Below are 13456 nucleotides of genomic sequence, written 5' to 3'. Positions count from 1 at the left end.
TCGGTGACCTCCTCAGACCTGGGCGGTGGCGGACTCGGGGAGCTGGGCCTCCAGCTCGCGGACGAGGGGCAGCACCCGCTTGCCGAAGTACTCGACCTCCTCGTGGTAGTGCAGGAAGCCGAGCAGGAGGAGGTCGACGCCGAGCTTCTTGTAGGCGACGATCCGCTCGGCGATCTGCTCCGGGGTGCCGATGAGGCCGGTGCGGAAGCCGTCGTTGTACTGGACCAGGTCCTCGAAGGTGGAGTCCTGCCACATGCCCTTCTGGTCGCCGGTGGACTGTCCGGCCTGCTTCACGGCGGCGCCGAATCCCTCGACGGCCTCGTGGTCGGCCTTGGCGACGATCTCCCGGAGGGTCTCGCGGGCCTCGGCCTCGGTGTCGCGGGCGATGAGGAAGCCGTTGAGGCCGAACTTCGGTGCGGTGCGGCCGACTTCGGCGGCGGACTTGCGCACGTCGGTGATCTGCTCGACGACTCCGTCGAAGTCCTTGCCGTTGGAGAAGTACCAGTCGGAGACGCGGCCGGCCATCTGCCGGGCGGCGGTGGAGTTGCCGCCCTGGAAGATCTCCGGGTGCGGTCGCTCCACGGTGTTGAGGGGCTTGGGCTTGAGGGAGAAGTCCCGCAACCGGTAGAAGTCGCCGCCGAGTTCGGCGTGGTCCTCGGTCCAGATCTTGCGCAGGGCGGTGATGAACTCCTCGGAGCGGCGGTAGCGCTCGTCGTGCTCCAGCCAGGGCTCGCCGAGGGCGGTGAACTCGCCCTTGAACCAGCCCGAGACGACGTTGACGGCGAAGCGGCCCTTGGAGAGGTGGTCGGCGGTGGCGCCGAGCTTGGCGAGGACGCCGGGGTGCCACAGGCCGGGGTGGACGGCGGCGATGACCTTCAGGCGTTCGGTGGCCAGCAGCAGGGCGAGGCTGAAGCTGGTCGACTCGTGCTGGTACTCGGCGCCGTAGCTGGCCATGTAGCGAACCTGGCTGAGGGCGTACTCGAAGCCGTTGTTCTCGGCGAGGACGGCGAGTTCGCGGTTGTAGTCGTAGCCCCAGTCGGTGCGCTGCTCGATCTTGCTGGTGACGAGTCCTCCACTGACGTTGGGGACCCAGTAGGCGAATTTCACGGGCGCGGCAGGCATGCGTGACTCCTGTTGCGGAATGTTTCCGGGCACGCCGAATTCAGGGCATGGGTTCAGAGCATGAGTGAATTCGGTGTGGGAAAAGGGGAAAGCGCGGCGGATCGAAGAGGGTTGATCAGGCCGCGGCGCAACAGGAGGCGCTGGAGACGCGCGCGAGGTCGACATGGCGTCGCCGCGTGAGGTCCAGTCGCATCTTCATGTCGTCGATCGTGACAGCCGCCCGTGAGAGGCGTCAAGGAAAACCCGACCGGTCTCGTATCGCGGACCATTGAATTTCACGAACGTGTGACAGGGAAACCCTTGAACCGGGCGGTAATTGCCGCGCATTCTGCGAGGCATGCGGACGGAACAGCTGGAATACATCGCCGCGGTGACCCGGCTCGGCTCACTGCGCCGGGCGGCGGAGGAACTGCGCCTGTCGCAGCCCGCGTTGAGCGAGACCGTGCGGAACCTGGAGCGGGAGCTCGGGGTCGACCTGCTGGAGCGCAAGCGGTCCGGGGCGACGATGAGCGCGGAGGGCCGGGAGCTGCTGCCGCACATCGTGGGGGTGCTGGAGGCGGTGGACCGGCTGCGGGTGGCGGCGGGCGAGCAGCACCGCATCAGCCGTATGGTCCGCGTCGGCACGGTGAACGCGGCGACCGTACCGCTGCTCATCCCGGCGGTCGAGGACTTCCGGGCCGCGCATCCGGTCACCCAGGTCGAGGTGGTCGGCGCGCAGCAGACCGACATCCACCGGGCGCTGTCGGAGGGCGGGTTCGACCTGGGGCTGGTCAACCACCTCGACGGCGACGACACACCGGCCGGTTTCGAGTCGACGCAGCTGCTGCGCGGGCGGCCGGTGGTGTGCCTGCGCCCGGACAGCCCGTTGGCCGCGCGCACGTGTGTGTCGGTGGACGATCTGCTGGATCAGCCGTTGATCGCCATGCGCAGCGGTTATGTCATGCACCGCTTCGTCCACCGGTTGCTGGGCGGCCGTGGCTCGTCCTTCGCGTACTCCACCGACGGCGCCGAGATGGGCAAGCTGATGGTGGCCGAGGGGCTGGGGGTGACCGTGCTGCCGGACTTCAGTGTGGTCGGGGACCCGCTGGAGCGGCAGGGCACGATCACCCACCGGCCGATCGAGGGGGACTCCACCCGGGTGCTGCTGATGCTCCAGCGGCGCAGGGCCGAGTCGGTGCCGCAGGCGGCCCGGGATCTGCACGAGGCGTTCGTGCGCCGGGCCCGGCAGCTGGGCGGGACGCTCGCCCCGCCCGGCTGAGCCGTCCGTTCAGTCCTCGTCCCGGCCCGGGACGACCACGAGGAACGCGTCGGACTGGATGTCCATCACCACGGTCGCCGGTTCACCCTGCGCCCGCCTCTGTGCCGCGTACTCCTCTGCCGGCCACGATCCGCGCGGAGCTCCCGCAGGAAACCGCTCCAACACCTTCGCGCTCATAGCGGCAGACACCTCCAACATCGCTGACGAACCGTCTCGTACCGGTCCGGTTGCCCGGGATTCGGGCGGACATGTTCACGTCTTCGGGTTTTCGTGGACCGTGGTCGGCCACCAGACGCCGGGTCCGATGTCGCGTACCAGTGCGGGCACGAGCAGGGACCGGACGACGAGGGTGTCGAGCAGGACGCCGAAGGCGACGATGAAGGCGATCTGGGCGAGGAACGCCAGCGGGATCACCCCGAGGGCGGCGAAGGTGGCGGCCAGCACCACGCCCGCGGAGGTGATGACGCCGCCGGTGGTGACCAGGCCCCGGATCGTTCCCTGGCGCACGCCGTGGCGCAGCGACTCCTCGCGGACCCGGGACATCAGGAAGATGTTGTAGTCGACGCCTAGGGCGACGAGGAACACGAACCCGTACAGCGGCACGGAGGGGTCGGTACCGGTGAAGCCGAGCACATGGCGGAGGACGAGGGCGGAAACGCCCAGCGTGGTCAGGAAGTTGAGGGCCACCGTGGCCACCAGGAGCACGGGCAGCAGCAGTGAGCGCAGCAGTACGACGAGGATGAGCAGGATGATCGCGAGGACCACGGGGACGATGAGGGTGCGGTCGTGCTCGGCGGTGCGCAGGGTGTCGTACTGCTGGGCCGTGTAGCCGCCGACCAGGGGGTCGGCGTCCGGCACCTGGTGCAGGGCGGTGCGCAGCCGGGCGACGGTCTCCTTCGCGGTGTCGCTGTCGGGGGCGGCCTCGAGGGTGACGTCGACGCGCACCCGGCCGTCGACGACGAGCGGTTGGGCGCCGGGGCGGCCGGAGGCGCTGACCGGGGCGGCGGAGGCGACACCCCGGGTGTCCCGCGCCGCCCGGACCACCTCGGTCAGCCGGCCGGCGTCCGCGACGACCACGGCGGGGTTGCCCGAACCGGCCGGGAAGTGCCGGCTGAGGGTCTGCTGGGCGGCGACGGAGGGGGCGTCGTCGACGAAGGTCTCGGCGAGGGGGATGCCCTTGGAGGTGAGGGCGGGTGCGAAGGCGGCGCCGGCGAGCAGCATGACGAGGGTGAGCGCCCAGACCTTGCGCGGTGCCCCGTCGACGAGGGCGGCGACCCGGTGCCAGACGCCGTTGTGGTTCTCGTCCGCGGGGCGGGGGCGGGCGGGCCAGTAGGCGGCGCGGCCCAGCAGGGCGAGTGTGGCGGGCAGGAAGGTCAGGGAGGTGAGGACGGCGCAGGCGATGCCGATGGCGCCGACCGGGCCGAGGGCGCGGTTGTTGGTGAGGTCGCTCAGCAGCAGGGCGAGCAGTCCGAGTGCCACGGTGGCCGCGCTGGCGACGATCGCCGCCCAGGACCGCCGCAGGGCCGCCCGTGCGGCGGTGAACCGCTCGGTGCCCCGGGCGAGTTCCTCGCGACAGCGGGCGGTGAGCAGCAGGGCGTAGTCGGTGGCCGCGCCGATCACGAGGATGGAGAGGATGCCCTGGACCTGTCCGTCGACGCGGACGACGTCGTGGTCCGCCAGGACGTACACGACGGCGCAGGCGACGCCGAGGGCGAGGACCGAGCCGAGGATGATCACCACGGGCAGGAGCACGCTGCGGTAGACCAGCAGCAGGATGACCAGGACGACGGCCAGCGCGACGGCGAGGAGCAGTCCGTCGATGCCGGCGAAGGCGTCGGAGAGGTCGGCCTGGGTGGCGGCCGGTCCGGCGAGCTGGACGGTGGTGCCGGGGACGCGCCCGGCGGCGGACCGTATCCGGTCGAGCATGTCGGCGAGGCCGTCGCCGAGGTCGGGACGGAGCGGGACGACCGCCTCCAGCGCCTTCCCGTCCTCGGAGGGGACCGCCGGGGACACCTCGCCGGCGACGCCCGGGGCGTCGGCGAGGGAGCGCAGCACCTGGTCGGCGTCGGCCTTCCGGTCGGCGACGGTGTCACCGGTCCAGACGAGGATCACGGGCAGGGTCTCGTTCTGCCGGAACTTCTTCTGCTCGGCGATGACCGCGGTCGACTCGGCGCTGCGCGGCAGGAAGGCGGCCTGGTCGTTGGTGGCGACCTCGCCGAGCCGGCCGGCGAAGGGGCCGAGCGCTCCTCCGGCCACGAGCCAGACGGCGATCAGGAGGAGGGGGACGAGCACACGGGTGCGTCGGGCGGCGGGGGACATCGGTCTCCAGGGTCGGCGAACATGTATCTCAATGAAAAACAATCTCAATCATCGAGTTACATCGTGTCGGTGATCGTAGACGACGCCCGTGCTTCCCCTGTCGCCCGGTCGGCGGATGCGCCCTCGGCCGGCAAATCCACCGCCGTTCGGCGGGCCGGACTCAGCCCCCGTTCGCGCGGGCCGGACTCAGCCGCCGTTCGGCCGGGCCGCGGAGAGTTCGTCGTTCAGCGCCTCCAGGAAGCGCACCACCACCGCCAGCTCCTGCTCGTCGAAACGGGAGCGCGCGGCCTCGGTCGCCTCGGCGAGCGGGCGGAAGTACGAACGCGCGGCCGCCCGGGCGTCCGGCTCGTAGTGGAGGTGCACGACCCTGCGGTCCGCGCTCTCCCGGACCCGGCGGATGTGGCCCGCCCGCTCCAGCCGGTCCACGCACGCCGTCACCGCGCCCGAGGTGAGTCCGAGGTGCCGGCGCAGCCCGCTGGGGGTCATCGGCTCGTCCGCGTCCATGATCGCGGCGAGCGCCTGGATGTCCGTGGCGTGCAGACCGTGGTCGCCCGCGAAACCCTGGACGAGCCGGTTGATCTCGCCGTTCATGCGGCGCAGCCGTACGGCGAAGGCGTACAGGTCGGTCGGCGGCCCGTCCGTGCCGGTATCCGGTCGCTCGCGCTGTTCCCGCTGGTCTGCTGTGGCCACGTGATCAGCGTATAGAAGCGCTGCCCGACAGCGGGCCGGGACCGCATCCGAACCGCACCCGGCGACGGAAGTGATCGCGAGAGGGGCGACAGGAAGGGCAGGGACGCGATGGACCACGACGGCACGCGCGCGGGGCCGCGCTGTCTGGTGACCGGTGCGACGGGGTACATCGGCGGTCGCCTGGTTCCCGAGCTGCTCGACGCGGGGTACCGCGTACGGTGTCTGGCCCGCTCCCCCGGCCGGCTGCGCGACCACCCCTGGGCCGACCGCGCCGAGATGGTGGGCGGCGACGTGACCGACCCGGCGTCCGTCGCCCGGGCCATGGACGGGGTGGACGTGGCGTTCCACCTGGTGCACGCGATGGGGTCCGGCGACGACTTCGAGGAGACCGACCGCAAGGCGGCGCGGATCTTCGCCGAGCAGGCCCGGAACGCGGGCGTGCGGCGGATCGTCCACCTCAGCGGGCTCACCCCGGCCGGGGTGCCCGAGCGCGAGCTCTCCCCGCATCTGCGCTCCCGTGCCGAGGTGGCCCGCATCCTGCTCGACTCCGGCGTCCCGACCACGGTCCTGCGGGCGGCGGTCGTCATCGGCTCCGGCTCGGCCTCCTTCGAGATGCTGCGGTACCTGACCGAGCGCCTGCCCGTGATGGTCACCCCGAGCTGGGTGCACACCCGGATCCAGCCGGTGGCGGTCCGCGATGTGCTCCGGGCTCTCGTCGGCAGCGCGAGCATGCCGTCCGACGTGAGCCGCGCCTTCGACCTCGGCGGCCCGGACGTGCTGACGTACCGGCAGATGATGCTCCGGTACGCGGCGATCGCCGGCCTGCCGCGCCGGGTCATCCTGCCGGTGCCGGTCCTCACCCCCGGGCTCTCCAGCCACTGGGTGGGCCTGGTGACGCCGGTGCCCGCCTCGCTCGCCCGGCCCCTCACCGAGTCACTGCGGCACGAGGTCGTCTGCCACGAGAACGACATCGCCCGCCACCTCCCCGGGCCGCCCGCCGATCCGATCGGCTTCGACGACGCCGTACGACTGGCTCTCCAGCGGGTGCGGGAGGCGCGGGTCACGACGCGGTGGTCGTCGGCGTCGGTGCCGGGGGCCCCGAGCGATCCGCTGCCCACCGACCCCGACTGGGCGGGCGGCAGCCTCTACAGCGACCACCGCGAGCTGGAGGTCGACGCCTTGCCGGAGGCGCTGTGGCGGGTCGTCGAGGGCATCGGCGGGGAGAACGGCTGGTACTCCTTCCCCCTCGCGTGGGCGGTACGGGGCTGGCTGGACCGGCTGGTGGGCGGGGTCGGACTGCGCCGGGGGCGCCGGGACGCGGCCCGGCTGCGGGTCGGTGACTCGCTGGACTTCTGGCGGGTCGAGGAGATCGAGCCGGGCCGGCTGCTGCGGCTGCGCGCCGAGATGCGGCTGCCGGGGCTGGCCTGGCTGGAGATGGCGGTGGTGAGCGGCACGGACGGCCGCACCCGGTACCGGCAGCGCGCCCTGTTCCATCCGCACGGACTGCTCGGCCAGGCCTACTGGTGGAGCGTCTCCCCCTTCCACGCGGTCGTGTTCGGCGGCATGGCCCGCAACATAGCCCGCGCGGCGGCCAGTTCACCGGCCCGAGAGCCGGATCACGCCTCCGTCCCCTGACCGTCCGGCCCTCTCTGCACCCACCCGGAGCACCCACCATGAGCATCTCGGTCGTCCTGTTCACCTGTGACCTGCGGCTACACGACCATCCGCCGTTCACAGCGGCCCTCGACGGCACCGAGGAGGTCGTCCCGCTGTTCGTGCGGGACCGGACCGTGGCCGCCGCCGGTTTCGCCGTACCCAACCGGCTGGCGTTCCTCGCCGATTGTCTGCGCGATCTGGACGCCGGGCTGCGTGAGCGGGGCGGTCGGCTGGTGGTGCGCTCGGGCGACCCGGTCGAGGAGGTGTGCAAGGTCGCCGCCGAGGCGGACGCCGACGAGGTGCACATGGCCGCCGACGCCAGTGCGCACGCCCACCGGCGGGAGCGGCGGCTGCGGCGGGCCCTGGAGGGGGACGGCGTACGGCTGCACGTGCACGACACGGTGTCCACGGCCGTCGCCCCCGGGGCGGTGGCCCCGGCGACCTCGGACCATTTCGCCGTGTTCACGCCCTACTTCCGGCGCTGGTCGCAGGAGCGGCTGCGGGAGCCACTGGCTCCGCCGCGGACCGTGCGGGTCCCGGACGGCGTCGGATCCGAGCCGCTGCCGTCCCGCGCCGACCTGTCCGGGCTCTCCGAAGGTCTCGCCGCGGGCGGGGAGAGCACGGGCCGCAAGCGCCTCGCCTGCTGGCTGCGCTCCGGCCTGGCCGCGTACGAGGACCGGCACGACGACCTGGCCGGCGACGCGACCTCCCGGCTCTCCCCGCACCTGCACTTCGGCACCCTGTCCCCCGTCGAGCTCGTCCACCGGGCGCGCAGGGCGGGCGGCCCGGGCGCCGAGGCCTTCGTACGGCAGCTCGCCTGGCGCGACTTCCACCGTCAGGTGCTCGCGGCGCGCCCCGTCGCGGCCGGCGCCGACTACCGCACCCAGCACGACCGTTGGCGCTCCGAGGGGGAGGCCCGCGAGGACGTGGCGGCCTGGAAGGAGGGCCGGACCGGCTACCCGGTCATCGACGCGGCGATGCGCCAGCTGCGGCACGAGGGGTGGATGCACAACCGGGGCCGGCTGCTGACCGCTAGCTTCCTCGCCAAGACGCTGTACGTGGACTGGCGGGTCGGCGCCCGGCACTTCCTGGACCTGCTGGTGGACGGTGACGTGGCCAACAACCAGCTCAACTGGCAGTGGACGGCGGGCACCGGCACCGACACCAGGCCCAACCGGGTCCTCAACCCGGTCCTCCAGGCCAGACGGTACGACCCGGACGGCGCGTACGTCCGCCGCTGGGTGCCCGAACTGGCCGCGCTGGACGGGGCGTCGGTGCACGAGCCGTGGAAGCTGCAGGGACTGGACCGGGCCGCGTTCGACTACCCGGACCCGATCGTGGCACTGTCCGAGGGGCTCGCCCGGTTCAAGCGGGCCCGGGGCCGCGACTGAGTCCGCGCTCCCGCTGCGGGGACCCCGGAGGCTGCGGCCGCTCGGCGCCGTACAGGCCGGCGAGCGTGTCCAGGGCGTCCTGGAAGGTCGTCGGCCGCAGCATGCCCTGACCGGTACGGCCGAGCCAGCCGGAGCCGCCCAGCATCACCAGGGGCCTCCTGCGCGCGCCCTTCACGCCCCACTGGGTGCCCGCGAGGTGCCGGGCCAGCGGGAGGCTCGCCGTGGAGCGGGCCTGCGCCCACAGGACGACGGCCGCCGGACCGAGCCGCTCCACTGCGGCGGTCAGCGCCTCGGCGGGTACGGCGGCACCGAACATCCTGGTGGGCAGGCGCAGTTCGCTCAGCCCGGCGTTGAGCGCCTCCAGCGCGAGCGTGTGCTGCTCCCCGGGGACACAGGCCAGCACCACGGGGCCGGGGCCGGGCGCGTCGCCGTGCCGGGCCGGCGGGTGGGCGCAGCGGCGCAGCGCGCTGGACATGTGCCAGGACAGCAGGTGCTCGACCTCGACGTAACGGTCCCCGGACGAGGCCCACTTGCGGCCCACCGCGTGCAGCGTAGGCACCATCACCTCCTGCCACGCGACGGCCAGGCCATGGGTCGCGACCGCCGCCGCCAGCAGCTCCTCCACGGCGGGCGCGTCGAGGCGTACGGCGGCCCGGGCCAGGCCCCGGCACTCCTGCCGCACGTCACCCAGGGGGAGGGTGCCCGCCGCCCTGGACCGGGACGGCGGTTCCGGTGCGCCTGGCGGAGGTGGAACAGCCGTCGGCTCCACCGCTGGTCGCGCGGTCGCGCTGCCCACCGGCTCCCGGGAGCCCGCCGCCTTGGCCGCGCGAGCCGCCTCGGCGGGCGGCACACCCGCGGAGGTGAGCCGGCACATCGTCTCCAGTACGGCGACATCGGGCGGGGTCCACCGGCGGTGCCGGCCGTCGGTGCGGACGGCGGGGCCGATGCCGTAGCGGCGGTCCCAGGAGCGCAGCGTGGTCGGCGAGACCCCCAGCCGCCGGGCCAGGGTGCCGGTGCTGAGGCTCGTCGCGGTGTCGCCCTCCGGAATGTCACGCATGGCCCGACTATACGACGCAGAACCGATGCAAGTTGAGGGCCTGGCGCACGGACTCGGACGATGGCGGCACCTGTCACCCCGTGAGGAGCCGCCGCCTTGACCGTGCTTTCGAGCGCCCTCCCGGTGGTGCCGCCCGAGGAGTCGCCCTGCGAGGAGTCGTCCGGCGAGGAGTCGTCCGGCGAGGAGTCGTCCGGCGAGGAGTCGTCCGGCGAGGAGTCGTCCGGCGACGAGGAGTTGGCGCGGGGGCTGGCGGCGGGGGACGAGGCGTGCCTGGCGCTGGCCTACCGCCGCTGGTCGCCCCTCGTGCACACGCTGGCCCGGCGCTCCCTGGGGGACGCGAAGGAGGCGGAGGACGTCACCCAGCAGGTCTTCATCGGCGTGTGGCACGGGCGGCGGGGCTACCGGCCCGAGCGGGGGACGCTCACCGGGTGGATCGCGGGCATCACCCGCCGCAAGATCGCCGACGCCCTCCGGGCACGCGGCCGCCGGTTCGACCTGGTCGCCTCGGCGGGACCCCGGCTCGCCCTGCCCCCGCACACCGAGGACCGGACCGAGGCGACCCTGGACGGGCTGGTCGTGCGCGCCGAGCTCGCCAAACTCCCCTCGGCCCAGCAGCGGGTGCTCCGGCTGACGTTCTACGAGGACCTGAGCCAGGTCCAGATCGCCGAACGCACGGGGTGGCCGTTGGGCACGGTGAAGAGCCACGCGCGGCGCGGAATGCACCGGCTGCGGCGCGGACTCGAATGCATCTTCGATGCAGAAACGGTGCGTTGATCTCAGGCGCCGCCCAGGCACTGTCCGAGGGCCCGCGAGCACTCCACGGATCGCTACACATAAAGGAAAAATAAGCGCAGAATGTACACAGGCGGCGCTTACCGCACACCGCACCCACGCGGTCAGGCCTGTGAGTCAAAGGAGACGCGTCATGGCCAACGTCTCGCACACCCGAGGTGACATCACCAGCCACCCCGATGCTTCGGAAATGCGGGAACGCTACGCCCGCATGCTCGGCGGTCGCGATGTGGCGCTCGTGGACGGACCGGTGTTCCTGCTCGGTCTGTACTGCGCCGTGTCCCCCTGGATCCTCCACTACACGACGAGCCAGCCCGCTCTCGTGACCCACAACCTCATCGTGGGCATTGCGATCGGCCTGCTCGCCCTCGGGTTCACCCAGACCCCCGACCGCATGTACGGCCTCAGCTGGGCCTTCTGCGCGGTCGGCGTCTGGATGATCATCGCGCCCTGGGTCGTCGGTGACAGCCCCGACGCCGGTGTGGCACTGAACAACATCATCATCGGCGCCCTCGCGGTGATCCTGGGGCTGATGTGCACCGCCACGGCGGCGAAGAGCGCCCCCAAGCCGTAGGGCGTCCCGCGGCACAGGAGACGGGAGGGCCGGTCCGCCTGACGTGGACCGACCCTCCCGCTGGCACCAAGGACGGCTCCCGGCCAGGCCGGCGTCACTTCAGGAAGGCACCCAGCTCGCGCCGGTGACCGGCCACCCACTCCCGCGCGGCGCGCACTTCTTCCACGGCCCCCAGCGCGCACAGCCGGAGCATGGCGGGCTCACCCCGCAGCGCTCCGGCCTCGATTCCGCTCCGGCACCGGTCCTGCCACCACAGCACCGTGTCCAGCAGCCCGTCCCGTCCGTCCAGGCCGTAGGCGTCGCAGATCAGCCGGATCCGGCGAGCGGTGTCCCGTACGTCGGTGACGCCCGGCCCGAGGTCGAGGTACTGCCAGCACACATGGGCGAGGTCGTGGATCCGCTCGCCCGGAGCGGCCAGGTCCCAGTCGAGGAAAGCCGTGGGGCGCCACGCGGTGTACACGGTGTTCTTAGGCGCGAGGTCGTTGTGGCAGACCACGTCCTGGTCTTCGGCGAGCGCCGTCCCGTGGGTCAGGTCGTGGAAGGCACGGACGAGCCGGGCGACCTCCACCAGCGCCTCGTCCGTACGGGCGGCGGCGCGCTCGCGCGGGGTCACGGCGGCCCGGCCCTCGAGGTAGCCGAACATCTCCCGGCCGTGCCCGTCGGTGCCGAGGAAGCGCGGTGCCCCCGGCCAGCCGGCCCTCTCGAACAGTGCGAGCAACTCCCGTACGAAGTCCGACCGTTGCGACGGTGTGCGCCGCACGGTGTCGCCGATCCGGACGACCTCGTTGACCACGCCCCCACCGAGCACCGACTCCTCCACCCGACCACCTCCCCCGGCCCGGGATCGCTCCATGGACACGAACCGACCCTTCACCTTCGTCCGACCCTTACGCCTCGAAGGCTACGGCCGCACCCCTGACGGAGTCCCGGTCGCGGGCGCACGGGCGCCCGTCGGGGGCACCCTGCGAGGGGGTGACCGACGGGCGCGCCGCGAGCGGCATCGAGGCCGGGGTGGCGGACGCTGCCGGGTGTGTTCCGGCGGTGGTCAGCTGACGTTCAGTGCCGTGTCGTCGAGGACGAACGAGGTCTGGAGGGTGGAGCCCTCCGTGCCGGTGAACTTGAGGGTGACGGTCTGGCCCGCGTAGCCCGCCAGGCTGAAGCTGCGCTGGGTGTAGCCGGAGGCCGCGTTGAGGTTGGAGTAGGTCGCCAGGGTGCCGAGGACGGTGCCGGAGCTGTTGAGGACCTGGACCTTCAGCGTGTCGTACGCCGTGCTGGTGGTGGTCTCCGCCGTGTCGACGTGCAGGTAGAAGCTGAGCGCGGCGGTCGTGCAGCCGGACGGGATGGTCACCGTCTGCGAGAGCGTGTCGGTGGTGGCGGTGCCGTAGCCGTCGAGCCAGGCGTAGTACGAGCCCGAACGGGGTGCCTGGCTGCTGGAGTTGGTGATGACACCGCTGCTGCCGCTCCAGGTGGTGCTGCCCGACTCGAAGCCGTTGTTGCCGAGCAACTGGGCGGCGGTGCAGGTGCCGGAGCCGCCGCCGGTGCCACCCCCGCCGGTGCCACCCCCGCCGCTGCCGCTCGCGCCGGACAGCCACTCGGTGGCGTTCAGCGCGAGGGCCGCGTTGGTGGCGCCGGAGTCGTTCCAGCCGTCGTAGAGCGTGTTGCCGGACTGGCCGGTGCCGTCGTCGACGGGTGAGCTGTCGCCCCAGAAGGCGACCCGCCCGCTGCCGAAGGTGCTGGTCGCGAAGAAGGCGCCGGTGTTGCCGGAGTAACCGGTGCGGTAGAGCAGGCCCTTGACGGAGGAGTTGTCGGCGGGCTTGAGGGTGGCCGTGGTGCCGCTGGCGATGAGGCTCTTGGTGACGCCGCCGAAGGAGCCGTGCAGCACCGGGTTGCTGCTGTCGCTGATCGCCGCGGGGTAGTCGGAGCTGATGTTCAGCGAGTCGATGGAGAAGCCGAACGGGTCGGTGGAGTCGACGCTGTTGTTGGCCATCAGGTCGTTGAGGATCTCGACCGCGTCCTCACCGTCGTTGTTGCGGTCCGAGCCGGTGTGGTCGGAGATCATGAAGAGGCCGCCGCCGTTCTTCACGAAAGTCATGATCGCCGTCTTCTCGGCGGCGGTGAAGAGCGTGTTGGGCTCGGGCAGGACCAGGGTGTCGAAGTTCGACAGGTCGGTGGCCGAGGAGCCGCCGTAAGTGAGGGCGCTCGTCGCGGTCTTGAGGCTGTAGGAGCCGGTCTTCTGGAGGGCGACGCCCCAGGACGACAGCGCGCCGGTCCAGTCCGTCTCCGACGACGGGGAGGAGTCCTGGGAGAGCGGGTCGGGCTTGCTGGTGGAGATGATCCAGTCCGCGTTGCCCGCCTCCTCGGCGTGGCCGTCGTCGAAGAGGATCCGGTGCGGGGTGGCAGCGGCGGCGGGGGTGGCGGCGGCCTGCACGGCGACGCCTGCGGCGACCAGGGTGAATCCGGCGAGGACCGCGCCGAGTCTGTGGCGGGGAACGGTGAGTCCGGGCATCCGGCATACCTCCGTGAGGAGTTGGGGAGGGTGGTGCTGGGGGGAGGAACTACGCGCATAGATACGCGAGTAATTTGAACGGTACATGTCA

Annotated in this window: 13 protein-coding genes; 5 read left to right on the top strand and 8 right to left on the bottom strand. The window is 72.2% G+C overall.

Annotated features, from left to right (window positions below):
* Nucleotides 1-12 precede the first annotated feature (12 nt).
* Both sfnG and OHN19_RS44050 read right to left on the bottom strand, forming a co-directional pair.
* Nucleotides 13-1122: a dimethylsulfone monooxygenase SfnG gene (gene sfnG / locus OHN19_RS40370; protein ID WP_330268969.1), complete on the bottom strand. Its 1110-nt coding sequence runs from the start codon at nt 1120-1122 to the stop codon at nt 13-15.
* A gap of 115 nt (nt 1123-1237) precedes the next feature.
* The gene (locus tag OHN19_RS44050) at nt 1238-1315 is read right to left on the bottom strand and encodes a putative leader peptide (RefSeq protein WP_350786652.1); all 78 of its coding nucleotides are present in this window, start codon (nt 1313-1315) and stop codon (nt 1238-1240) included.
* Between the two features lie 144 nt (nt 1316-1459).
* Between OHN19_RS44050 and OHN19_RS40365 the strand changes: the two genes are divergently transcribed.
* Entirely contained in the window at nt 1460-2380 is a 921-nt protein-coding gene (locus OHN19_RS40365) for a LysR family transcriptional regulator (protein WP_330268968.1), read from the top strand.
* Nucleotides 2381-2389: 9 nt separating this feature from the next.
* Here OHN19_RS40365 and OHN19_RS40360 read toward each other — a convergent pair whose 3' ends face one another.
* The 3 genes from OHN19_RS40360 to OHN19_RS40350 all read right to left on the bottom strand — a co-directional run bounded on the left by OHN19_RS40360 (nt 2390) and on the right by OHN19_RS40350 (nt 5389).
* Nucleotides 2390-2578, bottom strand: a complete 189-nt coding sequence (locus tag OHN19_RS40360) for a hypothetical protein (RefSeq protein WP_030325729.1) — start codon at nt 2576-2578, stop codon at nt 2390-2392.
* Between the two features lie 54 nt (nt 2579-2632).
* Nucleotides 2633-4699 (bottom strand): MMPL family transporter, encoded by a 2067-nt coding sequence (locus OHN19_RS40355; protein WP_330268967.1) that lies wholly within the window; start codon nt 4697-4699, stop codon nt 2633-2635.
* Between the two features lie 186 nt (nt 4700-4885).
* Nucleotides 4886-5389 carry a MarR family winged helix-turn-helix transcriptional regulator gene (locus OHN19_RS40350; RefSeq protein WP_330268966.1) on the bottom strand — a complete coding sequence of 168 codons (504 nt, stop codon included), beginning with the start codon at nt 5387-5389 and terminating at the stop codon, nt 4886-4888.
* A 108-nt stretch (nt 5390-5497) separates the two neighbouring features.
* On the opposite strand from OHN19_RS40350, the gene OHN19_RS40345 reads away from it, so the two are divergent.
* On the top strand, nt 5498-7024 hold the full coding sequence (locus OHN19_RS40345; protein WP_330268965.1) for an SDR family oxidoreductase: 1527 nt from the start codon (nt 5498-5500) through the stop codon (nt 7022-7024).
* A 38-nt stretch (nt 7025-7062) separates the two neighbouring features.
* Nucleotides 7063-8436 carry a deoxyribodipyrimidine photo-lyase gene (locus OHN19_RS40340; RefSeq protein ID WP_330268964.1) on the top strand — a complete coding sequence of 458 codons (1374 nt, stop codon included), beginning with the start codon at nt 7063-7065 and terminating at the stop codon, nt 8434-8436.
* Here OHN19_RS40340 and OHN19_RS40335 read toward each other — a convergent pair.
* Complete coding sequence (locus OHN19_RS40335) at nt 8411-9493, bottom strand: MerR family transcriptional regulator (protein ID WP_330268963.1); 1083 nt, start codon at nt 9491-9493, stop codon at nt 8411-8413. The two genes, OHN19_RS40340 and OHN19_RS40335, sit on opposite strands and share 26 nt — an antisense overlap.
* 234 nt (nt 9494-9727) lie before the next feature.
* On the opposite strand from OHN19_RS40335, the gene OHN19_RS40330 reads away from it, so the two are divergent.
* Both OHN19_RS40330 and OHN19_RS40325 read left to right on the top strand, forming a co-directional pair.
* Nucleotides 9728-10267, top strand: coding sequence for a sigma-70 family RNA polymerase sigma factor (locus tag OHN19_RS40330; RefSeq protein WP_330269826.1), 540 nt, complete (start codon nt 9728-9730; stop codon nt 10265-10267).
* 151 nt (nt 10268-10418) lie between these two features.
* A complete protein-coding gene (locus OHN19_RS40325; protein WP_330268962.1) occupies nt 10419-10859 on the top strand; it encodes an SPW repeat protein in 441 nt (146 codons plus the stop codon).
* 94 nt (nt 10860-10953) lie between these two features.
* Here OHN19_RS40325 and OHN19_RS40320 read toward each other — a convergent pair whose 3' ends face one another.
* Both OHN19_RS40320 and OHN19_RS40315 read right to left on the bottom strand, forming a co-directional pair.
* The gene (locus OHN19_RS40320) at nt 10954-11712 is read right to left on the bottom strand and encodes a phosphotransferase (protein WP_330269825.1); all 759 of its coding nucleotides are present in this window, start codon (nt 11710-11712) and stop codon (nt 10954-10956) included.
* Nucleotides 11713-11904: 192 nt separating this feature from the next.
* A complete protein-coding gene (locus OHN19_RS40315; protein ID WP_330268961.1) occupies nt 11905-13365 on the bottom strand; it encodes a hydrolase in 1461 nt (486 codons plus the stop codon).
* Between the last annotated feature and the right edge of the window lie 91 nt (nt 13366-13456).

Source organism: Streptomyces griseorubiginosus (assembly GCF_036345115.1).
GTDB classification, from domain to species: domain Bacteria; phylum Actinomycetota; class Actinomycetes; order Streptomycetales; family Streptomycetaceae; genus Streptomyces; species Streptomyces griseorubiginosus_C.
This window is presented reverse-complemented; position numbering and strand designations above follow the sequence as displayed.